This is a genomic window from Pseudobacillus badius (genome assembly GCF_002189605.1).
GTDB classification, from domain to species: domain Bacteria; phylum Bacillota; class Bacilli; order Bacillales; family Domibacillaceae; genus Pseudobacillus; species Pseudobacillus badius.
This window is the reverse complement of sequence record NZ_MWMM01000001.1, coordinates 597917-623267: the sequence shown is the minus strand read 5'-3', so window position 1 is coordinate 623267 and position 25351 is coordinate 597917. Positions and strand designations below refer to the sequence as shown.

Annotated in this window: 22 protein-coding genes and 1 rRNA gene; 6 read left to right on the top strand and 17 right to left on the bottom strand. The window is 43.6% G+C overall.

Annotated elements, in window-relative coordinates; genetic code table 11:
* A 16S ribosomal RNA gene (locus B1A98_RS02945) occupies positions 1 to 91 on the bottom strand; the annotation flags it as partial.
* Between the two features lie 310 nt (positions 92 to 401).
* On the bottom strand, positions 402 to 602 hold the full coding sequence (gene cspD / locus B1A98_RS02940) for a cold-shock protein CspD (RefSeq protein ID WP_041101023.1): 201 nt from the start codon (positions 600 to 602) through the stop codon (positions 402 to 404).
* Between the two features lie 324 nt (positions 603 to 926).
* Here cspD and yhfH point away from each other — a divergent pair, with 324 nt between their 5' ends.
* Positions 927 to 1058, top strand: coding sequence for a protein YhfH (gene yhfH, locus B1A98_RS02935; RefSeq protein ID WP_082028256.1), 132 nt, complete (start codon positions 927 to 929; stop codon positions 1056 to 1058).
* 110 nt (positions 1059 to 1168) lie between these two features.
* On the opposite strand, the gene B1A98_RS02930 is transcribed toward yhfH, so the two are convergent.
* The 8 genes from B1A98_RS02930 to B1A98_RS20315 form a co-directional block, all read right to left on the bottom strand.
* Positions 1169 to 2698 (bottom strand): FAD-dependent oxidoreductase, encoded by a 1530-nt coding sequence (locus B1A98_RS02930; RefSeq protein WP_063383640.1) that lies wholly within the window; start codon positions 2696 to 2698, stop codon positions 1169 to 1171.
* Between the two features lie 157 nt (positions 2699 to 2855).
* Positions 2856 to 3848, bottom strand: coding sequence for a metal ABC transporter solute-binding protein, Zn/Mn family (locus B1A98_RS02925; protein ID WP_063383639.1), 993 nt, complete (start codon positions 3846 to 3848; stop codon positions 2856 to 2858).
* Between the two features lie 147 nt (positions 3849 to 3995).
* Complete coding sequence (map, locus tag B1A98_RS02920) at positions 3996 to 4739, bottom strand: type I methionyl aminopeptidase (protein WP_041101018.1); 744 nt, start codon at positions 4737 to 4739, stop codon at positions 3996 to 3998.
* A gap of 72 nt (positions 4740 to 4811) precedes the next feature.
* The gene (locus tag B1A98_RS02915) at positions 4812 to 5993 is read right to left on the bottom strand and encodes an amidohydrolase (protein ID WP_158286007.1); all 1182 of its coding nucleotides are present in this window, start codon (positions 5991 to 5993) and stop codon (positions 4812 to 4814) included.
* Between the two features lie 17 nt (positions 5994 to 6010).
* Entirely contained in the window at positions 6011 to 6367 is a 357-nt protein-coding gene (locus B1A98_RS02910) for a response regulator (protein WP_087903721.1), read from the bottom strand.
* Entirely contained in the window at positions 6342 to 7958 is a 1617-nt protein-coding gene (locus tag B1A98_RS02905) for a sensor histidine kinase (protein WP_063383637.1), read from the bottom strand. The genes B1A98_RS02910 and B1A98_RS02905 overlap by 26 nt, the downstream gene beginning before the upstream one ends.
* Before the next feature lie 30 nt (positions 7959 to 7988).
* The gene (locus B1A98_RS02900) at positions 7989 to 9596 is read right to left on the bottom strand and encodes a response regulator (protein WP_063383636.1); all 1608 of its coding nucleotides are present in this window, start codon (positions 9594 to 9596) and stop codon (positions 7989 to 7991) included.
* A 359-nt stretch (positions 9597 to 9955) separates the two neighbouring features.
* Positions 9956 to 10102 carry a hypothetical protein gene (locus B1A98_RS20315; protein ID WP_158286006.1) on the bottom strand — a complete coding sequence of 49 codons (147 nt, stop codon included), beginning with the start codon at positions 10100 to 10102 and terminating at the stop codon, positions 9956 to 9958.
* Between the two features lie 198 nt (positions 10103 to 10300).
* Here B1A98_RS20315 and B1A98_RS02895 point away from each other — a divergent pair, with 198 nt between their 5' ends.
* Positions 10301 to 11023 (top strand): class I SAM-dependent methyltransferase, encoded by a 723-nt coding sequence (locus B1A98_RS02895; RefSeq protein ID WP_223663406.1) that lies wholly within the window; start codon positions 10301 to 10303, stop codon positions 11021 to 11023.
* A 113-nt stretch (positions 11024 to 11136) separates the two neighbouring features.
* Here B1A98_RS02895 and B1A98_RS02890 read toward each other — a convergent pair whose 3' ends face one another.
* Complete coding sequence (locus B1A98_RS02890) at positions 11137 to 11460, bottom strand: hypothetical protein (RefSeq protein WP_063383635.1); 324 nt, start codon at positions 11458 to 11460, stop codon at positions 11137 to 11139.
* 255 nt (positions 11461 to 11715) lie between these two features.
* Here B1A98_RS02890 and B1A98_RS02885 point away from each other — a divergent pair, with 255 nt between their 5' ends.
* Positions 11716 to 14880 (top strand): hypothetical protein, encoded by a 3165-nt coding sequence (locus B1A98_RS02885; protein WP_082821615.1) that lies wholly within the window; start codon positions 11716 to 11718, stop codon positions 14878 to 14880.
* A 16-nt stretch (positions 14881 to 14896) separates the two neighbouring features.
* On the top strand, positions 14897 to 15607 hold the full coding sequence (locus B1A98_RS02880) for a glycoside hydrolase family 16 protein (RefSeq protein ID WP_063383633.1): 711 nt from the start codon (positions 14897 to 14899) through the stop codon (positions 15605 to 15607).
* Positions 15608 to 15665: 58 nt separating this feature from the next.
* Here B1A98_RS02880 and B1A98_RS02875 read toward each other — a convergent pair whose 3' ends face one another.
* Positions 15666 to 16838 (bottom strand): MFS transporter, encoded by a 1173-nt coding sequence (locus tag B1A98_RS02875; protein ID WP_063383632.1) that lies wholly within the window; start codon positions 16836 to 16838, stop codon positions 15666 to 15668.
* A gap of 142 nt (positions 16839 to 16980) precedes the next feature.
* Here B1A98_RS02875 and B1A98_RS02870 point away from each other — a divergent pair, with 142 nt between their 5' ends.
* A complete protein-coding gene (locus B1A98_RS02870; RefSeq protein ID WP_063383631.1) occupies positions 16981 to 17739 on the top strand; it encodes a TrmB family transcriptional regulator in 759 nt (252 codons plus the stop codon).
* Between the two features lie 96 nt (positions 17740 to 17835).
* On the opposite strand, the gene B1A98_RS02865 is transcribed toward B1A98_RS02870, so the two are convergent.
* Positions 17836 to 18462 (bottom strand): HAD-IA family hydrolase, encoded by a 627-nt coding sequence (locus B1A98_RS02865; RefSeq protein WP_041100998.1) that lies wholly within the window; start codon positions 18460 to 18462, stop codon positions 17836 to 17838.
* 228 nt (positions 18463 to 18690) lie between these two features.
* Between B1A98_RS02865 and B1A98_RS02860 the strand changes: the two genes are divergently transcribed.
* Positions 18691 to 19431 (top strand): YwaF family protein, encoded by a 741-nt coding sequence (locus B1A98_RS02860; RefSeq protein ID WP_063383630.1) that lies wholly within the window; start codon positions 18691 to 18693, stop codon positions 19429 to 19431.
* 596 nt (positions 19432 to 20027) lie between these two features.
* Here B1A98_RS02860 and B1A98_RS02855 read toward each other — a convergent pair.
* From B1A98_RS02855 to B1A98_RS02840, 4 genes are all read right to left on the bottom strand, one after another.
* Positions 20028 to 20687, bottom strand: coding sequence for a hypothetical protein (locus B1A98_RS02855; RefSeq protein WP_063383629.1), 660 nt, complete (start codon positions 20685 to 20687; stop codon positions 20028 to 20030).
* Positions 20688 to 21212: 525 nt separating this feature from the next.
* A complete protein-coding gene (locus B1A98_RS02850; RefSeq protein ID WP_041100990.1) occupies positions 21213 to 22697 on the bottom strand; it encodes an aldehyde dehydrogenase family protein in 1485 nt (494 codons plus the stop codon).
* Between the two features lie 256 nt (positions 22698 to 22953).
* Positions 22954 to 23691, bottom strand: a complete 738-nt coding sequence (locus tag B1A98_RS02845) for a S8 family serine peptidase (protein WP_063383628.1) — start codon at positions 23689 to 23691, stop codon at positions 22954 to 22956.
* Positions 23663 to 25342, bottom strand: a complete 1680-nt coding sequence (locus B1A98_RS02840) for an ABC transporter ATP-binding protein (protein WP_063383627.1) — start codon at positions 25340 to 25342, stop codon at positions 23663 to 23665. The genes B1A98_RS02845 and B1A98_RS02840 overlap by 29 nt, the downstream gene beginning before the upstream one ends.
* Positions 25343 to 25351 lie beyond the last annotated feature (9 nt).

Here is a 25351-nt window from a genome sequence, read left to right as displayed (position 1 = left end):
CGGAAGCAAGCTTCCGTCAAGTCCGCTCGACTTGCATGTATTAGGCACGCCGCCAGCGTTCGTCCTGAGCCAGGATCAAACTCTCCAAAAAGATGGTTTGACTTGCTCATGTTTTAAAAATAAGAATTAACTTACTGGCATGTTTTTGTTCAGTTTTCAAAGATCAATTTGTTTTCTTTCACAAGAACTCTATCATCATATCATTATATCAACGTGAAAGTCAACTCTTTTTTTATTTTTCCTTCTCACCGATTTAAAATTTAATTATCGGAGGAATTACATTCTATCATCCATTTCAATAGAAAGTCAATACCTTTTCAATAAATTAATGGTATGAATAAATCCCTAAACAAATCATAAAAAAAGACGATGTGGTTACACATCGTCTTTTGTATGTTTAATTATTGTTTTTCTACGTTAGCAGCTTGTGGTCCGCGTGGTCCTTCAACAACTTCGAAAGAAACGCTTTGGCCTTCTTCTAAAGTTTTGTAACCTTCGCCTTGGATAGCTGAGAAATGTACGAATACATCATCTTGTCCTTCAACTTCGATGAATCCGAAACCTTTTTCTGCATTAAACCATTTAACTTTACCTTGTAACATGTAAATATCCTCCTCGAGCTAACTTGCTCATTCATTTCTTGCTGTTTATTACTATTTCAAGACGAAAACAACTTTATGTAAAAACTTGCTCTCTTTTGAAACGAACTTAAACAACTGCTTTCACTATACCATCTTTGCTGTTAAAAAGCAAGAAAATGTCGCAATGTATTTGGATGAAACTTCTTTTTTTAGCGCTTCAGGACTATGGGACCAATTTTCAGAATATTTCTTTTTGTTGTTTACAACATCAAAAAGAGTGAATATACTGTATTATAACAGAAAAACAAATCACAAAACTGTTTTATAAAAGGAGGAAATTAAGCCATGATGAGTCCATTAGAGTTTTTCAGAACACTGCCGCCAAAAATGTGTCCGGAATGCGGAGAGCATATGCATGAACAAGCCGAGTCTTACATGATGGAATGTGACCGCTGCTTATCAAAAAAAGATGAATAGACTAAAACAAGAAATAAAAAAAAGCTGACAGCAGTTAGTTCTCTATCTGCTCTGTCAGCTTTTTGTCTTTGTTTTTACTTATTCAAAAACAAAATGAACGTTTACAACGGTCATTCCTGCCACGTTTGGCCCCCGATCTCTCCAAGGTTTTTCAACGGTTTCTTGGCTGGTCCTTCAATTACTTCCCCCGTGATGGAATAACGCGAGCCGTGACAAGGGCAGTCCCAAGTACGTTCGGCATCATTCCACTCACATTCACACCCCATGTGGGTACATGTCGTATCCACAAGATGCACGGTGCCGTCTTTTTCTTTAAAGGCCCCTGCCCGTGTTCCTTCCCAATTAACAACAATGCCCTGATCGACTGGCAGATTCCCCCGCTCCTTAAAGAAATAATCAAGCTTGCCTTTAATAAATGTGGCAGCGACATCGCTTTGCTGTTTAACAAATTGCTGGATGCCAGGATCGGCTTTAAACCGGTCTGGGGAGAATAATTCGGTATAACGATTTTGTTTATGGACAATTAAATCTGAAAGAAGCCTTGCTGCAACCACGCTCGTTGTCATTCCCCATTTCTTGAATCCGGTAGCTGAGTAAATATTCTCTGCTTCATCGGCTTTTCCGATATAGGGGATTTTATCCATCGGAACTAAGTCCTGTGTAGACCAAGTAAACAATAACTCTTCTATGCCAAATTCCTTTTCAGCAAAGTCCATTAAGTTCTGGTAATGGCTCTCGGTCGGCTGCCCTTTTCCTGTCTTATGGCCATCTCCGCTGATTAGCAGGACTTCTTCGCCATTGTAAACCGTACTTCGTACAGAACGGGTCGGCTGTTCAGCTGTAATATACATGCCGCCTGGAAATTCTTTTTTAGGCTTAATAGCTATCACATAGGAGCGGGTTGGATGCAATTTAGCAAAATAAAAACCATTATCATAAAAAGGAAAATGACTAGCCACTACAATATCATGCCCGATAGCCTTTACACCCGACCTCAAGACAACAGCCGGCCTTTCACCTTTTTCTATATCTTCGGCTGGTGAATGTTCATAGATGGCGCCGCCATTTTTAGTAATGTATTCAACCAGCGGCTTTAGAAACTGTAAAGGGTGAAAACGGGCCTGCCCCTTCATTTGCACTGCTTGCTTAAAAGGGGTTTTCCATGGCATCGAATCGACAAGCGATCCGTCGATGCCTAGCTTTTTATAACTTTCTGCTTCTTTCAGCAGACTGGGCTCTTTTTCCTCAGAGTTTGTGTAGACATAAGCCGTTTCCTCTTGAAATCCGCACTCGATTCCCTCTTGCTGGATTGTTCCCTTGATCCAGTGGGCTGCCTCCGCGTTTGCTTCATAATACAATCTAGCCTGCTCCTCTCCCACAGAGGTAATCAGCTGATCGTAAATTAAATTATGCTGGGCTGTCACTTTCGCCGTCGTATGGCCGGTCGTGCCATTCAGTAACTCATCCGCTTCAAGAATGGCTACTTTTTTTCCTTCCTTAGTCAGCATATAACCCGTTACAATGCCCGTAATGCCGCCGCCTACAATCACAACATCCGCAAATATTTGTTCTTGCAAAATTGGAAAAGACGGCAGTTCTGTATCTGCTCTCCATAATGGCTCACGATTCATTTTCGTCATGACTATTCCTCCTTATAAAACATTGCTTGTTTTATATCTTTCCTTGATTGAGGAAAAGTATGCCAAAGAAAGCAAAGCTTTTTCATTTCCGCCTCTCTTTAAACAGCCCACAAGAAAGCCGCCTTCCCATTAACTAGTGAAGGCGGCTCTTTAAAAATTAGTTTCCAACGGCTTTTTTCAATGTCTGAACATTATGCTCCATAAGGGTAAAGTAATTTTCTCCCTTCGCCTCGTCTTCTTCAGTCAGTACAGACAGGTTATGAATTTGAAGCGCTTCGGCTTTTAACTCTTTTTGTACAACCTTCGCCACTTTCGGCGTAACATTTTGTTCAAAAATAACGTATTGGATTTGATGCTTTCTCGCTGTTTCAATCATTTCTTTCAGCTGTTTTTGGGAAGGCTCATTAGTAGGGGACAAGCCTGCTACACTGATTTGTTTGAACCCGTATTCTTTCTCCCAATAACCAAACGCTGCATGGGATACGAGAAACTCTTTGTTAGTCGATTGTTCAGCGACTTTTTGAAATTCTCCATCTAATTTCATTAACTTGCTTTTCAGCTCTTCATAATTTCTTTCGTAATCCTCTTTGTGTTTCGGATCAAGATCTGATAATTCATCTTTAATCACACCTGACATTTCCACTGCCAGTACAGGATCGAGCCAAATATGCGGATCTGTTCCTCCATGCGCATGTTCATGGCCGTGTTCTTCACGCCCCTCTTCATCGGCATGCTCGTGATCAGCTTCTTCCTCGCCGGAAGCGTCTTTATGGTCATATGATCCCAAATCGATTTCTTCCCCTACCTCAACGACGCGCACGCCTTCTTTATCCATTGACTTCTTGACTTTTGCGCCGAATGGTTCAAGCCCTAATCCGTTATACATAAACAAATCCCCGTCAGCAATATCAATGATGGTTTTGGCCGTCGGTTCGTATGTATGCTCATCTACTCCGGCTGGCAAGATACTTTCGACATCGACATGTTCTTTTCCAATTTCTTCTGTAAAAAACGTTAAAGGGTAAATTGTCGTATATACTTTCAGAGCACCCTTTTCCTTGCTATCGTCTTGTTGGCTCCCCTTTTCCTGCCCGCAAGCAGAAAGAAGAAGAACAGCAAACACAAAGAAAACTTTTAAAAAGCGGAACAAAATAATTCCTCCTCCAAATATAAATATAAAATGATAACAATCAGCATTATATCGAAATCATTCCGTTTTGTAAATAGTAATCATTTCGATTTATAACTGATACAAAAAGCCAAATGCTCTCTATCTGCATTTGGCTGGATCTTCCTTTTATTTTGTTAAGATAATCGGCTCATCTTTAGTAATGACAATTGTATGTTCAATTTGGGCGACGAGGCTGCCATCCGGCGTTTTAAATGTCCATCCGTCTCCCCCTTCTACGATCATGTCCGCTTTAGCAGAGATAAACGGTTCGAAGGCAATGACCATTCCTTCTTTTAGTAAATCATTGTCCCACGGATCAAAATAATTTAATATGTGGTCCGGCGATTCATGAAGTGTGCGTCCGATGCCATGGCCGGTTAAGTTTTTGATCACCGTCAAGCCATTGCGTTTCGCTTCATTCATCACTGCTTTTCCGATTTGGTTTTGCTTAGCCCCTGCTTTTGCTTTCAGCAGGCCCCGCTGAAATGCCTGCTCGGCTGTTTCGCATAGCTTAAAGAGCAAAGGATCGCCCTCGCCTACAACAAAAGAAATGCCTGTGTCCGCAAAATAACCGTCATAAGAGCCGGATACATCAATATTGACAAGATCGCCCTCTTTAATAACACGGCTGCCCGGGATGCCATGAGCCACTTCATCATTCACGCTGATGCACGTATACCCTGGAAAATCATACTCGCTTTTCGGGCCTGATACTGCGCCTTTTTCTGCAAATAGCCGGCCGCCGAGTTCATCCAGCTCTTTAGTCGTTACCCCCGGCTTTGTTGCAGCGCGCATTTCGTCGCGAATTTCTGCCACAATCTTTCCGATTTTCTTCAATGACTGCAGTTCTTCTTCCGTTTTTATAATCATCAAACTCTTCCTTTATCTTAAAATTGTTTCCGTAACATACTATACAGAAAATACCTTTGATTGAAAAGAAGTTCACTCTTTCTCATTCAAAAATCTCCAAGCAGCTGAGGCTAAAATTTTCCCAGCATGGAGCATCGCTTCCTCATCAATATCGAACCGCGGATGATGATGCGGATATACTGCATTTTTTTCGGCATTGCCTGCTCCTGTTAGAAAGAATGTGCCTGGAACATGCTGCAAATAATAGGAAAAATCTTCGCCTACCATGAGCGGTTCTGTTACATAGCAATTGTCGCTTCCGAGAACTTCCTCCGCACATGAACGGACAAAATTGGTCTCGCGTGCATGATTGATAACCGGAGGATACCCTTTGATATATTGATAGTTGTAAGAGGCGCCTGCCGCTTCACACAGCGAGCGCACTATCGACTCCATTTTTCGCTCAATCACCTGTTGAACCTCTGTCCGAAACGTTCGCACCGTTCCTTTGATGGCTACTTTTTCCGGAATAATATTGAAAGCATCACCGCCATGAAAGGCGCCGACCGTTATAACAGCCGAATCGAGCGGGCTGACATTGCGGCTGACAATCTGCTGAACGAGCTGCACCCAGTTCGTTCCTAGCATAATCGGATCGACTGTTTCATGCGGCAGCCCGCCGTGCCCGCCTTTTCCGGTAATTTCCACTTCGAAATGATCTGCCGCTGCCATAATCGCCTGCGGCTGAAAAGCAGCCTGTCCTACTGGGATAGTTGACCATAAATGTGTGCCAAAAATCGCATCGACCCCTTCTAAGCAGCCATCCTTGATCATCTCTTTTGCTCCGCCCGGCACAAGCTCCTCTGCAAATTGATGAATCAGCACAACGTTGCCGCTTAACCATTCACGCTTTTCCTGCAGCGCCTTTGCCACCGACAGCAAAGCAGCAGTGTGGGCATCATGTCCGCACGCATGCATTTTTCCAGGAACGGTTGACCGATAAGCCACTTCTTTTAAATCCTGAATGGGCAGCGCATCAAAATCAGCCCGCAAGGCTACTGTTTTCCCCGGCCGCCCCCCGCGAATGATTCCGACTACGCCGCGCCCGCCAACTCCGGTTTTCACCTCTATGCCCATTTCTGTTAACAGGCGGGCAATAAATTTAGGTGTTTCTTCTTCTTCAAATGATAATTCCGGGTGCTGATGCAAGTACCTTCTAACCCTTACTGTTTCTTCAAAATCTCTCTCCAGCTGCTGATAAATTTCCTGCAACATCCTCCCATCCCCCTTCTTTATCTTTCTTCCAGTTCTGTCACTAATTCGATCAGTTTTAATGGGCTGAACGGCTTCGCCAGAAAAAAGTCTGCTCCCGCCTCCTTCGCTTCCTCTAAATTTCTCTGCTGTGTTTTAGCGGTCAGCATGACAATTTTCACGTCACTCGTTTCCCTTACCTTTCGAATCACTTCAATTCCTGTCATTCTCGGCATCATGTAATCCAGAAGCAAAAGGTCAAATGTTTTCTCTTGAAAACATTCGATTGCCTCGCGTCCATCAGCAGCCTCCGTGAGAACATGCCCTTCTTCCTCCAGCGTATCGACGATAAGCATCCGCAATACTTCTTCGTCATCTGCAATCAATATATTCATCAGACCTCTCCCCATTTACTGTCGTCTCTTTTTCCTCCCACAGAGGAAGAAGAACAGAAAAAACACTTCCTTCCCCATATTCGGAAGATACCGTAATGGTTCCTCCATGAGCTTCTGCTATTTCCTTGCAAACTGCGAGTCCTAAGCCAGTGCCGCCGATTTTCCTGCGATCAGAATTATCAATCCGATGGAACTTTTTAAACACATGCGGGATTTCGGCAGCCGGTATGCCAAGTCCTTCATCCTTTATCTTTATGAGCATACTCTTCTCATTGTTCGTTACATACACAGTGATCTGCCCTCCCTGCGGAGAAAACTTCACTGCATTGCCAAGTAAATTAGTAAATACTTGGATCAGGCGTTCCTGATCGCCGGACAGCCACTTTTTAGAACGTTGATCAATCAGCTGAAAATGATGGCGGTTCGTCGTCTGGCTGATCGTCTCTATAATTGACTCTATTAAAGGAGCGGGGTCTACCTTTTCAAATGAACAAGCGAAAGCGCCTGACTCCATTCGCTGCAAGTCTAAAAAGTCATTAATTAAGTTAGTCAGCCGCACAGCTTCCTGATGAATCGTCGTTAAGTATTTTTTCTGTTTTTCTTGATTAAGTGAACGATTCAGCATTAATTCGGTAAAGCCTAAAATGCCGGCCAGCGGCGTTCGCAGCTCATGACTGACGGTGCTGACAAGCTCAGATTTCAACTGATCCACCTCGAGCAGGCGGTCTTTCATCTGTTCCGTTTCCGCCAGCATTCTTTCCAGCTCTTCCTGCTGCATCATCAATTCCTCATTATGAGCTGTTAGTTCATGCTCCCTTTCCTGGATCGTTTTCGTCATATGAACAAATGCAGCAGAAAGCACACCAAGCTCATCTTTTCTTTTTATTTGACGAATATGTACTTGACCTCCCGCCGCTAATTTCTCAGCGGCTTCTGTCAGCTCCTGAAGCGGCTGCCCAAGTTTTCTCGAAAGCAGCCAAACTGCTCCGCTAGTCACGGCAAAAACGAAAACAAAATAACCGGCCACCGCTGCATTAAGCGCCCTTGTCCTCTCCAAAAATTGTTTATACCGCTGGTCAATCAGCTCATTTAGGCCGGACTTTTCCGCTTCAACCGCTTGTATTAAAGAGAGGATCTGATCGGTTGTCCCCAAAGACGACAATTGCCGCACGCCTTCATAATTCCCAGCCTTGACGAGAGCCTCTGCTTTAGGAACCAGTTGATTGGCATACGTACCGTTGAATTCAGCCAGCTCCGCAACGAGCTTTTTTTCCTCTGCCGAAGAAGCAAGCGGCTTAAATTTCCGCATCGCCTCCTTTAATTTGCGCGCACTGTTATATGCTTGCTGAAGTTCTTCTTCATTTTGGAAAGCGATATAACCGCGCATGGAGAAGATAGTATGTTTAAAGCTGCTTTCGACCAGTCCGATCGCTTTCACCTTTTCGTTCATCCTTCTTCTTTCTTCCATGTACTCATCAGCGAGCCGTTTTTCAGCCAGATAAGCAACTGCTGCTCCGGCCATTAAAAGCAAAAGCATGGCTACCATAATGACCAAGAATTGTTTGCGGATAGTTTGGCCGAATAGTGTAATCATGTAACCCTCCTATTCAACGGTCCAGATAGATTAATTGACGATTCTCATCGCAAGCCGGCGCACACGCGCTTCCAGCTCTTTCATGCTGAACGGCTTTGTTAAATAGTCATCCGCCCCTAACTCCAATCCTCTGACAATATCTTTTTCACTTTTTCTTCCTGTGAGCATAACGATAATAAAATCCTCTTCCGGGAATTCCTTTCGAAGCCGCTGGAGTACTTCTACACCATCCATTCTCGGCATGACGCCATCGAGCAAGATGATGTACTTTCCCCCTTGCTTGTACCAATCATCGTTAAAGAAAGCTTCCCCTTCCCGAAAGGAACGAATATCTATCTGATAATTTCCAAATGACATTTTGTGGAGTTGATCTTCAAGAATTTGCCTCATAACCGCATCGTCATCAATAATTCCGATGCGCAGCCACTTTTCTTTATCGATAGAAGGATTAATATCTTGATAGTTTGTTACCTTCCCGCGGCCGTTAATCTTCGAAGAGTAAAGAGCGAGATCTGCTTTTTTCAAAAATTCTCCCGGACGCTCTTCTGTATGATTGACTTCCGCTACCCCTCCGGAAAAGCTGCAAAAAACAGACTGGCCCTCAAACAAAAACTCATGCTGTTCAAACTCCTGGATCATCGATTGAATGATTTGCTTCGCCTTTTCTCCCGTGCATCCCGGCATAAGCAAAACAAACTCTTCTCCTCCAAAGCGGATAAAAAAGTCATCCTGGTGAATCCGGCCCCGGACCATGCGGCTAAACTCCTTCAAGACCTCGTCTCCAGAAGTATGGCCATATGTATCATTGATTTTCTTGAAATGATCAAGATCCAGCATCGCTAAAGAAAATGGAGAGTGAGATTCTTTTAATAAATGAAGCTGCCGTTTAATTTCCACATTAAAAAACTTACGGTTAAATGCTCCGGTCAGCTCGTCAATTAACACGACCTCTCTCATTAAATCCCGATAATTCATTTTATTCTTCATCCGAATAAGAATTTCATCTGGGTCAGCCGGAAGTTGAATGTAATCAAGGGCGCCTGCTTCATAAGCTTCCATGCGCGCTTGCTTTTCCGCGCTTGAACTAATCGCTATAACAGGAGTAAAACGGTTTCCTGCGATTTCTTGAATCTTTCTGAGCAGTTCGATCCCGCTGTTTTTTGGCATGTCCAAATCAATCAGCAAAAGATCCGGATGCTTTGACCAAAAAGCAGAAAGCCCCTTTTCCGGTGTCATTGCGGCCAGTACCACCCAGCCTTCCTTTTCCATTTCTCGCCTTAATGCCGTCAGCTTTTCAATATCGCTTTCAATAAACAGAACGACCTCACTGCCGCCGGCTTTTTTCTCTTTTATTTGCTCAATAGGCGGTGTTTCCTCTTGCTCATCATGATTTCCTAGCAGTTCCTTTAAAAAAAGCGGCCACTCTTCCCTGCTCCAGCGCTTGTCGCTCTCCTCATCCAGCTGTTCCAGCTTAGCAGCGGCCACTCTTGAAATATCTTCCAACCCAATCGAGCCGGATGTTCCTTTCAAGGAGTGAAGAAATCGGTACAATTCTCTTTCCGCAAGAAACGGCTGGCTCTTCCAGCGTTGAAAAGTGGTGTCCATTTTCTGAATGAATATTTCCTGATATTTTTTCACACATACCCTTCCCCCTTCCATTGATCATACATAAGCAGGCAGCTTACATAAGTGTATATGATAAATAGTTTGTAAATATTATCTCTCAACGACGCTATAACGAAAGCTTCATCTAAATATTGTACATGGGTTTTGTTATTGCTACAACGAATTCACCAACAGCCCGGCCGCAAAAAAAGCTTTGATATCTAACTATGTACAAAGTGACAAAACTGGAAAAGCAATGAACCAACCCATTTTTTCTGAAGAATGGATATGAAAAAAGCCCTTTAAGCAAAGGGCCTTATACTTATGGAAAGGGGCTCGAATCGTCTATAGGTGGAACAAAGCATTTCATTTTGTTTTAATTCCGGCAATAATTAATCTGGTGAGACCATCCCGCCGGCTCCAGCTGAATCAGTATCAGGGTGGGCGGCAAATGCAGATAATTCGTTTTCCTCTGGCTCAGGCTTTTGTTGTTCAGCAACTTGCAGCTTGCTAGATAACTTTTCTTGTTCAGCTTTCATAGTAAGATTGCCTCCTTATATCGGCCCCTTTTGTTAACTTTTCCCTTTTTATTCTTTATTAAACCGACGCAGAACTAATATATGGCTATCATCGAGCTTCATACAGGTTTTCTTATGTGAAAGCGATGCGGTAAAGAAGCTTGAGAGGAACCATCCTATTGGTGGCTTCATATCCTATAAAGGAGATTAATAAAGAAGGTGGTCTTCATTAGAGAGTCAATGTATTTAGATTTTTTATCAAAATTTGGTGTCGGCGGTGCCCATCCAGGCGGCCTTGATTTAACCCAGGAAATATTAAAAAATGAAAAAATCAGCGAGTCCTCACATATCTTAGATGTCGGGTGCGGCACTGGGCAAACTGCTGCTTATTTGGCCGATCGCTACGGGGCCAGTATCATCGGCATGGATATTAATCCGATTATGATAGATAAAGCGAAAAAGCGGATAAAACAATGTCAGTTGCCAGTAGAAATCATCCAGGGCTCTATCGAAAATTGTCCTTTGCCGGATGGTCAATTTGATTTGATCCTATCCGAATCTGTATTAGCTTTCGCCGATAAGCCCCGCTCTCTTCATGAGATATTCCGGCTATTAAAACGGGGCGGCCGTTTTGTTGCTAACGAATTAACGATTAACCAGCAGCTAAATTCCGCCTATATAGAAGAAATTCAACAATTCTACGGACTGGATTCTGTTTTTACGGAAAAGGACTGGCTCAGTCTGCTTGAAAAAACCGGTTTTACGGATATAAAGACCTCCATCCAAAAACCATCCATGCTTGAAAACAATCCTTCTCCTGAATTCCAATTCTCAGAACATATTGAACCGCACCTTTATATGATACCGGACCAGCATCTTTATATGATGACAAAATACCGGAATATTTTGGACTACAGAGTGTTTTCATGTACCAAAGAATAAACAGGCGCCAGCGGCTGTTGATCGACAAAAGGAGTTCGGAAGGGTCTTATTCCGAACTCCTCAGTCTTTTTATTTTTTTAGGGATGCCTGCAAGCTTGCAGGCATCCCTCTATTTAAATAAAGAATGGAAAGAACGGACCGAACCCTCTTATGCCATAGAAAGGAAAGCCAAACAAACCAAACGGGCCAAAAAAGGGATAGAGCCGACTTTCGTCTTCGGTGTGCATAGATGGAGCATTTGATGCATTCGGCTGATTCGTGTTAGGCATGATGATGTACATGTTATTTTTATCATAGCTATGCAGCAAGCCTTGATAGATCGCGCCGTCATCCATTTCTACTTGAATAAATTGATATAAATGCTTTTTACACTTATCGTGTAATTTTTTATGATCCCTCTGGTAATAAGGAGCAGCCTCATTTGCATGTGGTTGCATGATATTCCCTCCTCCAATTCATTATATTTACACATATTCTTAAGCCAGGCTTCATGTTACAAAGTCTTGCCATTATTCAAACTCCCGGCTTGAAAAACCGCAAAATTTTTCTGGCATGCTTTCGCTGCTGCGCTGCTCTTTAGCCGCTGTCTTCTGTCTCATTCCTGTATCAGGCCAATGAATGGTTGTTTATTTTATGGGTAAAGGAGCGATATAATCAATTGAAGCAATTTAAATTCGAAAAAGGAGTTAGATATGATGAGAAAATGGCTGTGGTTTGTTCTCCTGCTGATTGTGATCCTGTCACCGATACTCGTCTGGCAGTTCAAACCAGCTGAAAAACTAGATCTATTAATCTTTGATAAAACCGTGCCGGATGATACATACCGGGAGCATCAAGGGTTAATGTGGCTGTTAAATTACAATAAATACACGTCCTCCTCAGGTACAGCGTACAATAAGAAACTGGACTACGCCGGCATCAGGCCGGACGGCAAAGCATATGCGAATCGGCCAATTTCAGAGCTGGCCCACTCGCCGCAGCTTATTTACACAGCTGATACATATGGAGTGGATACCGACCGCCGGAAAGCCATGCACGGAGGCATGAGCCAACAAGAATGGACGGAACTGCAAGAGCTGTATTACGATCATCAGCCGGTGTGGGTATCAGAATATAATAGCTTTGCCTCCCCTACATCCAAAAGCGTGCGTGAAAATTTCTTAAACTTCTTAAATATCGACTGGACGGGATGGATTGGCCGCAGCTTTGCGGAATTAGACCCGGATAAGAACAAAGAAATCCCTGTTTCCGCTGTTGAAGCCTATGAAAAACAAGAAAAGCAGCCATGGGAAAGCTCAGGTCCCGGATTTATATTTATTCATGAAGATGGAAAAGTGGCCGTGCTCGAAGAAAAGCATTTAAAATCCCCTAAGTTAACCGTTCAATTTACCGCACAAGGAAAAAAAGAATTCGGCCTGAAAGAAAGTCCAGGCTATAACTATTGGTTTGATGTCATTGTTCCGCGCGACAAAAAGGAAGTGATCGCCCACTACCAGTGGCAATTGACGGACAAAGGAAAAAAACTACTCAGCCGCAATGGCATTCCTGAGCAATTTGCAGCTATCACGAAAACCGACAAAAACGGCTCGCCCGCCTACTACTTCGCCGGCGATTATAATGATACTAATCACTTGCCTTCTTTCCATAAAGTAGCCGGTCTTGTTAAAATGAAAAGCTTATTCACGAAAGAAAACAGAATCGACAGCGAGGCTTTTTACTGGAACACCTATGTACCGCTGATGAAAAAAATCCTTGATCAGGCCGCTCATGAAAAGCCGGAGAAAAAACAGACAACTGCTATAGAAACTAAAAAAATAGACGGTCTGTCTGTTAATGCCAAGCTAGCCAATGATCAATTTCAAATTTTGAGAAATGGCAAATGGGTGCCGCTGACGATCAAAGGGGTCAATATGGGAATGGGGAAACCGGGAGTCTTTCCGGGAGAAGCAGCTATTACGGAAGAAGAATATTACCGCTGGATCAAGCAAATTGGCGAAATGAACGCCAACGCGATTCGCATCTATACCCTTCATCCGCCTGGGTTTTACCGGGCGTTAAAGCGGTACAACGAACAAGCTGATACGCCAATCTATCTCTTCCATGGAATATGGATCGATGAAGCGCCGCTTGAAGAAAAGCTAGATGCGTTCGACAGCAAGATTATGAAGCAGTTTCAATCCGATATTAAGACTATTGTAGACGTGGTGCATGGAAATGCCAAGGTTCCTGAAAGACCTGGGCATGCGAGCGGTTCCTATCAGGCTGATGTTTCTCCTTATTTAATCGGCTGGGTCATCGGGATTGAATGGTATCCCTACATGGTGGATAACACGAATCAAAAACATCAGGGAAAAGGAGACTTTTCCGGCACATACATGAAAACGAAGGATGCGCAGCCATTTGAGCATTGGCTCGCTTATATGATGGACTACACTCTTCAAGAAGAAGCAGCTAATTATGGGACGCAGCACCCGATCAGCTTTACCAACTGGGTGACAACTGACTTGCTGGATCATCCGTATGAGCCGCTTGAACAGGAAGACTTAGTCGGGGTCAACCCGAATGTCATTCATCCGACACAAAAGCTTCAAGCGGGTTACTTTGCTGCTTACCATGTGTATCCGTACTATCCGGACTTTTTGAACATTGATAAAAACTATTTGAACTATAAAGATCATCGCGGCCAGCCAAACAGCTATGCCGGATACTTGCATGATTTAAAGAAAGCCCATACGATGCCGGTGTTGATTGCTGAATTTGGTCTCCCTGCCTCACGAGGCATCACTCATGCTAACCCATACGGCTGGAATCAAGGCCATAACAGCGAGAAAAAACAAGGAAAAGTGGTCGCCGAACGCTTTGAAGATATTATGAAGGAAGGATATGCCGGAGGGCTTGTCTTTAACTGGCAGGATGAGTGGTTCAAACGGACGTGGAATACAATGGATTTTGATAATCCTAACCGCCGCCCGCATTGGTCAAATGCCCAAACCAACGAGCAGCAATTTGGCATCCTTAGCTTTGACCGCTTCGCCATTCGCGTGGATGGAAAAACGGATGATTGGGAAAAAGCCGGCATTCAGCCGGTCAAACTAAAGAACAACGATGAAATCAAACGAGCTTTCGTCACTCACGATGAAAGGTACATCTATCTGCGCCTCGATTATAAGAAGGCAAAAACAGCCGGAATGGACACAACTCTTTTGATCGATACCATACCGAAACAAGGGAACAAAAAGATTCCGTACAATGGCGGCATCTCATCCGGACGAGGCATCGACTTTCTTTTGCGGCTTAACGGCAAACAAGATTCGCGCATGCTTGTTGACAGCTATTACGACAGCCATTATTTTATGTATGGCGAAAAGTTAAAGCTTATTCCTGAAAAAGCGTATGCTTCCAGAAAAAACAACGGGCAATTCCATAAAATCGAAATGGCTTTAAACAAAACATTAGTGAACCCTGTTACGAAAGAAGTCTATCCGTTTGAGTCATTTGAAACTGGAAAATTGGAAAAAGGAAACGGCAATCCTGCTGATAAAAGCTATAATTCTCTAGCTGATTATGAAATCAATAAAGAAACCGGCGTGGCAGAAATACGTATTCCATGGCTGCTTTTAAACGTAAAAGATCCAAGTACGAAGGAAATCGCCAGTGATTATTGGCAAGAGGGCTTGGAAGCCTCCCAAACGATTAAAAATATTTCCTTCGCAGTGGCTGCCGGACCAAAAGCAGGTCAATTTACTGGCGATGACTTTTTCTCATACAGCTGGAAGAAATGGGAGAAGCCGCAATACGAGGAACGGTTAAAACAATCCTATCCAATAATCAAAGAAGAATTTGCTAAATATAAATAACGATGGAGACAGACAAATGAAAAAGAAGTGGCTGCTGGCAAGCTTGTTTTTGTTTATGATTGTTTTTTCTGTGATTCTGCTGCTCTCACTGAAGGAGAGAACCGGAATGCCGAAAATAGAGCGAGAGAAGTTTACCCCTTCAACCGTTGATACATTTCAATTGTTCAATCGGGAAGACTGGGAGATAAGAGAGAAGTTTAAATTAGGACGCGGTTACCTGCTTGCCCGGCAAGTGGCGCCTGCTCCCGGCAAAGTAGAAATCAAATTAAACAGCCGCACAGCAGATGGCGGGGAAATAAGAACAAGGGAATCCTTTCAATACGGGCAGTTTGAAGCGGTTATTCAAACGGCCGATGCGCCCGGGTCCATCACCGGATTCTTTCTATATGCCCCTCCTGATCTGCATCATGAAATTGACATCGAAATTTTTAACGAAAGAAAAAGCAAAGTGCTTCTGACTATTTATCAAAACGGAAAAGTGGCAAAGCAAATGGAGCATCCCCTTCCTTTTGATCCGACAAAGGAGCTTCACCATTACCGGATCGATGTGCTCCCTGAAGAAACGCGTTTCTTGATTGACGGAGAACTCATCCAAGCATGGAAAGGCAACTTCAGCTCCAAGCCGATGCAGCTAATGATTAACAGCTGGTACCCTTCTTGGCTGGAGATCAAGAGAGACGCTTCATCAGCCACCGTTATTGATCAAGTCAGCTTCAGCCGCCAGTAAACAGCTTCCTTTACACAAAGCAGCCGGCCGGGAAACCTCTTCCCAGCCGGCTGCTTTGTTATTGCTTGACCGTTTTCATCCCCTCTGCCCTCTTGCTTTCTTTGGCAATAGAAAACACAGCAAGAATGAGGGCGATCACAATAAACACTCCGCCGACGCTCGCATTTTGTTCAACCGAAGCATGCTCAATCACGAGCCCGCCAATAAACGAACCAAAAGCGATTCCAAAGTGAAGCGCCGAATTGTTTAAGCTTTGCTGAATGTCAGCCGTCTCTGGGGAAATTTCTATTAAATAGCTTTGCATAGCTGGTGTAATGGCCCAGCTAAGCATACTCCATAGCACCATCACAATCAAAAAGATCGGCAAAGCAAAGGTCGTATGCGGAATGGCAAACAACGTAAAAGCAAACAACACGAGAACAGAAAGAATCGTCCGCTTCGTGCCGAACCGGTCCGCCAGCACGCCGCCAATCCCTCCGCCAAGTACGGCTGCGATCCCGAACACAAAATAAGCTATGCTCACCCATGTGCCATCTAAATGCAGCTCCGACTTTAAAAAAGGAGTCAAGTATCCGTACAGTGTTAAATGACCGGCAAGAAACAAGAATGAAATCAGCTGAGCAAGCAGCACCTTGCCTTCTTTTAACGTCATGAGCTGCTCTTTAAACGGGATAGACGGCTTGGCTTCCAGCTTTTCCATAAAAAGATAGACACCGGCCATGGAAAGAATGGTTAACAGTGAAATAAGAACGAATGGGGCTCTCCACCCAAATGCATTTCCGAGCACTAATCCGATGGGCACACCCAGCACCAGGGATGCGCTGATTCCCATAAATACAATGCCAATCGCCCGGGCCCGATATGTATCTGCTACAATATTCGCGGCCATGGTCACACATAAAACAACAAGCAGCGAGCCGCTTGACGCTGACAAAATGCGGGCAAATAACAAAATTTCATAGGTCGAACTGACCGCTGCCGCCATATTTCCGATCAAAAAAATAAACAAAGCAAGCAAAGTCAGCTTTTTTCGTTCTACCTTTGCAGTCATGGTCAATAAAATTGGCGCTGAGACAGCAAAGGTCAGTGAAAAAATAGTGATTAACAAACCGGCACGGCCAAGACTTATCTTTAGATCTGCCGCCACTAAATCGAGCAGTCCACCAATAATTAATTCTACCATTCCAACCACAAAGGAAACGATAGTTAATAAATACACTCTTTTATCCATAAAAGTTCAACACGCCCCTCAAAAAAAGTTACTACTAAAAGAGTAACTTTTATAAAAAGAAAAAACAAGAGTAAATTTTTAGGGAGAGCCGAGCTTTCCAGTTGTGTTATGATGGGGGTAAAAAACAATGAGGAGGCAAGCGATGCTTCAACAATTTGGATTCACCCAGTATGAGAGCAAAGTATATGAATCCCTTGTTTCAGCCGGGGAGCCGCTAGATGCAACCAGCATCGTTAAATTATCCGGTGTCCCCCGGGCAAAAGTGTACGAAGTCCTTCATCGAATGGGCGAAAAAGGAATGATCCTCGAATCAACTGTGGAGAAAAAGCGGCTGTATAGTGCTCTTCCTCTTGAATCAGCTATTGAGAAGCTAAAAGCGGATTTCGATTCCCACATTAACGAACTGCGCAAAGCCAAAGTGAAACAAGCAGCAGCAGATGACCGTATCTGGACATTAAAAGAAAATCATTCCATTCAAGCCTTGATGAAAAGCTTAATTAATAATGCAGCTGATTCCATCATTATTTCCGGATGGTCTGATGACTTTGCTGCCTATCTTCCTCTTCTTGAAGAAAAATATCTTCAGGGAGCAGAAGTAACTATTCATGTCATCGGCGAAATTTCCACAACAATCCCGACCGTTACTACATTAATTCCGGATACAAATCATGAACAGTTAGAGAAGAGCCGAATCTTAATTGCGGACGGCCAGGAAATGCTGTTTGCGGGAATTGAAGACAATAAGTGGCAGGCGATTCATACGATGTCCCGGCCGTTGGTTAAATTTTTCACCGAATTTTTCTATCATGATGTCGCCCTGACAAAAATCACAGGCAGATACAAGGATACAATTATGAAGGACCCGGACATTTGCGATCTGCTGCTCGCACTCAGATACTAACCTGCCGCCCGAGCAGCGGCTTAATCATGACAAAAAAGCTGCCGCCCGGCCATCTTTGGCTAGGCGGCAGCCCTTCGCAGTTATTCTTAGCCGCTATTACAAACTCGCTGCCATCTTTACAATATCCTCCGGCTGGCGCGCGATAAAGTCAGGGCTGGCTTTTAAGGCGATTGCTTCATCATCATATCCCCAAGCCACCCAGGCCACTTTAATCCCTGCTTTTTTGCTGGCAACAATATCCCTTTCCTCATCGCCAACATACAAAACGTCTTCCGCCTGCAATTTATACTTATTCATTAATTTTTTCATCAATTTGTCTTTGCTGAAAATATGCCGTGAGCACAGAATGTCCTCTATATAATCAATTTGATGCGCATTGAGTGAACGACTGATAATATCCGTTGCATTTGATGAGATAATCGCAATTTTCAGCCCTTGCTGATGAAGCTGATTCAGCATTTCTTCCATTCCTTCATAGAGAGGAAGCCCCTTCTCCGATTTTCTTAATGACCGGTAAATTTTTGTCGCCGCCAGCGGAATGTTCCTCATGGGAAAGTTCAAATGGCGGCATCTGTCAGGAATGGACATTTTGCTTAAAAACTCCATGTCCTCTATCTTTACTTCACGATAGCCTTCTTTTGCCGCCAAGTCGTTATAGCCAGCAAGAAACAGCTCCAGTGAGTTGGCCAGCGTCCCATCAAAATCAAAAATAATATATTTCACAGTTGTACCCCCTTGTTATTTCCTGTACAGTCGAATTATACCAATATTTTTTATGCCTTACATAATTGCACCGTATTTTATTTTGTTCAGATGCGTATAAATTAATAATAGAATAGAAACCAAGTAGATCTGCTCTAGGATCCCGTCAGCTTGTCTGCTTACTATTTCGATTCATTCACAACTTACTATTTATATGTAAAACTACTGCTCAAACAAGGAGGCGAGTAGATGGAATGGTTCAGCGGCAGTTATCAGCATGTCCAATTTAAGATGTTTTCTGCCAGCCACCTCATCGCGCTGCTTTTATTAACACTAATCGTTTGTACACTCTTTCTATTCCGGGAAAGGATGCAGCAGAAAAATATGCAAGCTATCGAACGGACGGCGGCTTTCTTTTTAATCGGAATTGAGACTGCTTATCACGCTTGGATGTTCCAAACCGGCATATGGACAGCAGACCGTTCTCTTCCGCTTGAATTGTGCAGCTTCGCTTCGTTCTTTACGATCCTCCTGCTGCTCACCGGAAAAAAGCTGTTTTATGAGATTTTGCTGTTCATTGGGCTGCTCGGAGCTTCTCAGGCGATGATTACGCCTTACTTATACTTTGGCTTTCCGCACTTCCGCTTTTTTCATTTCTTTTGTACGCATATATTGATTTTCTGCACGCCGCTTTACTTTACGTGGATAAAAGGGTACAGGCCTACATTTATGTCCGTTGTTAAAACGATGATCTTTCTAAACATTCTCGTTCCAGTTATCTCATTAGTCAACCTGCTTACAAAAGGAAATTACTTATACCTGCATCATAAACCAGCAACAGCGAGCATACTCGACTTGCTTGGTCCTTATCCCTGGTATATTCTTTCCCTTGAAGCCATGGCCTTTACACTCAGCACGATTGTCTGGCTCATTTTTCGGGAAAAATCAGCAGCCGTTATCGCTGAAAAGCATGTTCATCATCATTTCTAACATATGATAAGCCGTTTCAAAGCCTTTTAGACAGCAAGAAAAGAAGCGTTTGCTTGTGAACGGAGACAGTTGCTTTCCATTCCAGGTGCTTCGCTTTCTGCGGAGCAGGCGGTGAACCTGCAGGAGCTTCGTACCTTTCATTCTGTTAGTTTAGAATAAAGTTGGATTAAGAACTGTATTCAATCCTTATTTAACAGCAGCGGCAAAAGCTCCATTTTGAAAACAGTGATCAAAATGGAGCTTTTCGTTTTAGCTAAATATGAGGTTTTTATAAAAAAGTTTGAACAAAACAGTTAAAAAGGATATATACAACTATCGAGGAACTTATTGAAGCTGTAAAAGATTTAGGTTATTAGTACCAAGTCGCTAAGGATATATTACATGTTCCTCAAATTCAAGATCTAAACCAAACAGAGACGGATTGGCTAATACTCCGTCAACGTATATTTGTCCCCTTAGTATAAAAGCATACCTAGCATACAGAAATTGATCTGGCGAGAAATACTATCTGTTTCATGAATTTGGTGTGTATGAACCATAATCAGAAGTTAGTCTTTCATACCACCATATTCGTTCCTCTCATTTAATTTTACATGTTAGGAGGTTAATGGCTCTACCCTTATAACCCGACATTGAGCACAAAGGAAAAAGTTGAAAATTAGTTCTCCAAGTGAAAAGGGAATAACAGTGATTAAAGTTCCTTCCATCGCGTCCTCTGTAACGGCAGCTACATGTACCATTTCTTCATTGCAACATAGACATCTACATTTTTCTTCTGAAGGAGAGTCTTCTACTGGTCCACCAAAGAGGCGGGCAATGTATTCCGTTCCAAAACGGTCAAAAATAATATCCCTTTGATCATCTGTTGTCGAATCAAATAGTATCTCTTCTTCTTCAAGAGGAACCCGTTTAACGGACACTTCAGGCAACGGAACTGGTAATCTATCCTCTTCGTCCATAATCCAATGCTGCTCATCCTTTTGTAAAAGAACCTTTACTTGATTCTCCTCTATTTTGAAAAATTGTGTTTCCCAACACCCGGAACAATTTAAACAACTAACAAGCGGCAGTACAGAGAAATCAGCATTCACTCTTCTAAATACCGGGTCTGATAAATCGAACCTTAAGATTAAATGCATAGGTGTTTTACAGTTGGGACATGAGGGTGTTTGAATACTATCCCCGCCAAAATAATGCGCATATTCTCCCTTTCCCTCTAACATTTTATATCCTATAGATTGTTGATCTTGACACATATCCTGACCCCTTTTCTCTCAATTCAAACTTCCATGATTACAACTCCATTTGAATTATAACTGATATCATCTTCTGCAAAACGTAAATCCGGCCTTTTTATAATTTGGTATGGACCGGTAATTCAATTTACACTGAAATAGTAGCCGCCCACTGACTTATTTTGGATGTCACTGGAAATTCATCATCATTGATCCAAACTGATTGGCCGATAAAGCGTGCATATACCAAAGGGCTTCGCCTTGTTTCCACTACTATTTCTCTGATCATATAGTAAACATTTCATTTTAAATACTACTATGGCTTCAATGCACTGTACAAGTATAGGTGATACTTACCTTCACTGCCCTAACTCTCAAGAAAAGGATTTGAATAAGCGCCTTGGAAAGATCTATCGTTCTCTCAAATGGCTTGAAAATTATTTAAAAATCGAAAGGGGGTTCGGAATAAAATTATTCCGAACCCCCTTTTGTCGACAAACTGAAGCATTTGACTGTCTAGGCCAACCGCTTCTTTTTCTATCCTTGTTACATGTTCAAATCGACCCAGACGCTTTTCACTTCCGTATACGCATCGAGAGCATAAGAACCCATTTCCCGGCCGAGGCCTGATTGTTTATAGCCGCCAAATGGACTCGCTGCATCTAATGCATTATAGCAGTTCACCCACACGGTTCCTGCCTTCAAGCGATTGGCTATATAATGGGCTTTCTTTACGTTTTCTGTCCAAACTCCGGCAGCTAATCCGTAGTTTGTCTTATTCGCCCGTTCCACCAGATCATCAATATCCTCGTATGGAAGTGCTGATACAACCGGTCCAAAAATCTCTTCACGGGCAATCGTCATCGAGTCATCGACATCAGCAAAGATCGTCGGCTGCACGAAATATCCTTTTTCAAACGGCACAGATCCGCCCGTTAGCATTTCGGCTCCTTCCTCTACTCCCTTCTCGATATAGCTCATTACTCTCTTTTGCTGCTCATCCGAGACGAGCGGCCCCATTTCTGTAGATGGATCAATTCCTTGTCCCTGCTTGATTTTTTGCGCATGGCCGACCATATCGGCAAGAAAGTTGTCATATTGTTTCTTTGGCACGAACAAACGGGAGCCGGCACAGCATACTTGCCCCTGATTAAACATAATGCCGAACAAAGCCCCCGGCACGGCTTTGCTTAAGTCTGCATCAGGCAGAATGATGTTCGGCGACTTTCCGCCTAATTCAAGCGTTACTCTTTTCAATGTATCAGAAGCCTGTCTCATAATCAGCTTTCCTACTTGCGTAGAACCCGTAAAGGCAATTTTATCTACTTGTTCATGATGAACGAGCGGAGAACCGGCTGTTTCTCCAAATCCGGTAATCACATTGAGCACACCCGGCGGAAAACCGACCTCCTGGGCAAGCTCCGCTAAATAAAGGGCGGAAAGCGGCGTCTGTTCGGCCGGCTTCAGCACGACTGTACAGCCAGTAGCAAGTGCTGCACCAAGCTTCCACGTAGCCATCAGTAAAGGGAAATTCCATGGAATAATCTGGCCGACTACCCCTACTGGTTCATGGCGCGTATAATTTAAATAATTGCCGCTGACCGGGATCGTTTGGCCAAGAATTTTTGTTGACCATCCTGCAAAATAGCGGAAATGCTCAATAGCAAGCGGAACGTCCGCTGCCGATGATTCACGGATTGGCTTTCCGCTATCAAGTGTATCCAGCTGCGCCAGCTCCTGCTTATGCTCCTCCATCTTATCAGCAAGCAAATAAATAAGCCGGCTTCGCTCCGCAGCACTCATTTTGGACCACGGACCTTCATCAAAGGCTTTTCTTGCTGCCTTGACCGCTTGATCGACATCTTCTTTTTGTCCGTCAGCCACTACAGCGAGTACATCTCCTGTAGCTGGATTGGTTGTTTCAAATGTTTTGCCCGATACTGGCTGGACCCATTCACCATTAATAAACAGCTGTTTTGTCCCTGATAAAAACGTTTGAACGCGCGGCAGTACTGAAAGTGTTTTTTCCATAGTTATCCCTCCACTTTTTGAATAACAAACTGCAGCTCTTTTGGCGAGAGCTGTTTATCCGCTTACGAAGACTAAAAGAATCATAGATGAACGACATGTTATACTTATGCAAGAGTGATGCCATACATTCTTCTTTTTAAAAAGAGCGCCATTGCCCGCTTTCTCGCCATTGCCTGTGTGAAATTGTTCAAAACTCTTAAACAAACTGTTCAGCCTGATTGAACAATTTGTTTTCGATTCTGCCCCTTCTTTCTCTTTACGTGCTCAATGGGTGCTTCCCGATATCCATCAGTACGTGATTCATTTTCTCTATCGTTTCCGCCTCCGGGTATTTTTCTTTTATTTTGGCAAGAAACCCGGTCATGTGGGCTGCAGCAAAGCTATGTCCTTGAAAATTAAACTTTTGCATTGGGCCTTCCAAACTTCTCGGAAAACCCGATGTTTGAAATTGGACCGGCTGTTCAGGATGAAAGTAAAAGGACTGGCTCTTTCCGTTCTCCAATGACTGAACAGCATAAGCGGACCTGTAATATCCCGGCCAGTACAGCGCATTTTGCTCATCACAGGCTGAGACAATCATCACCCCCGCTTCATTTGCTTTTGCGCAAATAAACTGCAGGCTGTCCAGGTCTGTTTTTACCCCTAGGCTTAAATTAATAAAATCAGCCTCTTGTTCAATGCACCATTCAATCGCTGCACAAAGCACCTCAATATAAGAAAACAGCTGATCATGAAATATTTTCACAGCTAAGATCTCTGCATCCGGCACCTGCTCTTTAATCACGCCAGCTACTGCCGTTCCGTGGCCAAGGTCGTCCTGATAGCCCGCCGCCGTCACAATTTTTCCTTCCTCATTTACTTGAAAAGCGATGCCGCCGGCTACTCGGCCGACGTGCGGATGCCATTCGTTAATTCCGCTGTCAATATGCGCAATCCTGATTCCTTTTCCACGGCCCCATTCTTCCTCAGCCATGTAATATTGATACGCTGTCATTTGATCCTCCCCCCGCTTCCTGTTGACTGTACCGCTCCTGTCCTTCAGTTAAATCAATAATCCGATCCATCCAGTCTAAATTGTCATACCTGTGAGTAATCACAATGACTGTCTTTTCAGAAAAGCAATCCTTCAGAAGTTGAAAAAGCTGGTGCTCTGATTCCACATCCAAATGGCAGGTGGCTTCATCAAATATATAAATATCCGCCTCGCTTAATAAAGCGCGGGCGAGCAACAGCCGCTGCTTCTGTCCCGCTGATAGCGTGATGCCCCGCTCACCGATCACCGTCTGCCATTTTTCGGGAAGACTATGCAGCCATGCGGTTAGCCCAACAGCCTCAAGGGCGTTGAACATCTCTTGTTCAGAGGCTTTATGTTTCCCTAGTCGCAGCCAGTCAGCAACAGTGCCAAACCAGACGGGATGATGATGCGCCACCAAGCACACCGCTTCATGCCAGCTTTTCCTGGAGAAGCTGTGAATATCTTTATTATCAAGATAAATCGCGCCGGCAGACGGGCGGTACATGCGGGCGAGCAGCTGGGCAAATGTGCTCTTTCCAGCACCGTTTTCACCAATCACCCCGAGCTTTTCTCCCCTGCGAATCTCCATGCTCAAATCGGTAATTACGTCCCTGCCCTGCTCATGTGCAAATGACACACCCTGAAAATGGATGGCTCGAAAGGATGAAGGCAGCGGCTCTCCCTCCTCTTGTTCTTGAGGAAGATGAAAAAAGTCATGTACCCGCTGAATTGAAGCCTTGCCTTTTTGCCAGCGGATGTATAATTGCGACAATCCCTGAACGGTTCCGTATAAGCTCGCTTGGTAAGTAATAAAAGCAAGCATCGCTCCGATGGTCATCGTTCCGCTGATGACCCGAGCCCCTAAAAACCAGAGCATAAAGATAGCCGATATCATCAGCAGCACTTGAGGAATGCCTTGAGCCCACGCCTGGCAGACTATCACCTTCATAGTCTGCCGATTGATTTCCTGCAGCTCGTTTTTGAACCTCTGTTGCAGCGTGCTTTCTAGATGCGACGCGCGGATAAAGTCAATCGCTGAAAAAGTATCATACATAAAGCTCTGATTTTTGGCGGATTGCCTGCGCAACTCCATTTGATTGGCAAAAATCAAATGACGGAACTTTTGCATGCCCCAAATAAGCAGCGGCATGAATAAAAAAGAGAAAAAAGCTAAACGCCAATCAAGCCAAAATAACAGCACAATATTTAAGAACATGGTTAATCCGATTGTAAAAAACTGCAGCACGCTTTCTGTATAAAGCCGCTGAATTTCTGTTAAATCCTCATTCATCCTAGAAACGATATCCCCCGTGCGGTTTTTTATAAAGAAAGCAAACGGCAAATGAAGCAAATGGTTATAAAAAGCGGAGCGCATGTCGACCATAAGACGCAAGCTCATCCTTAAGTAAAGAAACTTCGTCAATAGAGAAACAGCAAAGCCGGTCAGCATGAGCAGCAAGCCGGCCGCAAAGACACTGGAAAAGGGAAACCGCTTAGCGATCAGCACTTCATCAATGAGAAATTTTCCCATAAGCGGCTGGACCGCTGTAAGGATGGTAGAAATGAGCCCCATGAAAAAAACGAGGACAAATATAAAGCGGTACGGTTGAATATAAGAACGGATATTCATCTTTTCCCC

Coding starts and splice junctions, on each gene's coding strand:
- cspD (WP_041101023.1), bottom strand. CDS start 602: ATGTTACAAGGTAAAGTTAAATGGTTTAATGCAGAAAAAGGTTTCGGA.
- yhfH (WP_082028256.1), top strand. CDS start 927: ATGATGAGTCCATTAGAGTTTTTCAGAACACTGCCGCCAAAAATGTGT.
- B1A98_RS02930 (WP_063383640.1), bottom strand. CDS start 2,698: ATGACGAAAATGAATCGTGAGCCATTATGGAGAGCAGATACAGAACTG.
- map (WP_041101018.1), bottom strand. CDS start 4,739: ATGATTATAAAAACGGAAGAAGAACTGCAGTCATTGAAGAAAATCGGA.
- B1A98_RS02915 (WP_158286007.1), bottom strand. CDS start 5,993: ATGTTGCAGGAAATTTATCAGCAGCTGGAGAGAGATTTTGAAGAAACA.
- B1A98_RS02905 (WP_063383637.1), bottom strand. CDS start 7,958: ATGATTACACTATTCGGCCAAACTATCCGCAAACAATTCTTGGTCATT.
- B1A98_RS20315 (WP_158286006.1), bottom strand. CDS start 10,102: ATGAAAGCTGAACAAGAAAAGTTATCTAGCAAGCTGCAAGTTGCTGAA.
- B1A98_RS02890 (WP_063383635.1), bottom strand. CDS start 11,460: ATGCAACCACATGCAAATGAGGCTGCTCCTTATTACCAGAGGGATCAT.
- B1A98_RS02885 (WP_082821615.1), top strand. CDS start 11,716: ATGATGAGAAAATGGCTGTGGTTTGTTCTCCTGCTGATTGTGATCCTG.
- B1A98_RS02880 (WP_063383633.1), top strand. CDS start 14,897: ATGAAAAAGAAGTGGCTGCTGGCAAGCTTGTTTTTGTTTATGATTGTT.
- B1A98_RS02875 (WP_063383632.1), bottom strand. CDS start 16,838: ATGGATAAAAGAGTGTATTTATTAACTATCGTTTCCTTTGTGGTTGGA.
- B1A98_RS02870 (WP_063383631.1), top strand. CDS start 16,981: ATGCTTCAACAATTTGGATTCACCCAGTATGAGAGCAAAGTATATGAA.
- B1A98_RS02860 (WP_063383630.1), top strand. CDS start 18,691: ATGGAATGGTTCAGCGGCAGTTATCAGCATGTCCAATTTAAGATGTTT.
- B1A98_RS02855 (WP_063383629.1), bottom strand. CDS start 20,687: ATGTGTCAAGATCAACAATCTATAGGATATAAAATGTTAGAGGGAAAG.
- B1A98_RS02850 (WP_041100990.1), bottom strand. CDS start 22,697: ATGGAAAAAACACTTTCAGTACTGCCGCGCGTTCAAACGTTTTTATCA.
- B1A98_RS02845 (WP_063383628.1), bottom strand. CDS start 23,691: ATGACAGCGTATCAATATTACATGGCTGAGGAAGAATGGGGCCGTGGA.
- B1A98_RS02840 (WP_063383627.1), bottom strand. CDS start 25,342: ATGAATATCCGTTCTTATATTCAACCGTACCGCTTTATATTTGTCCTC.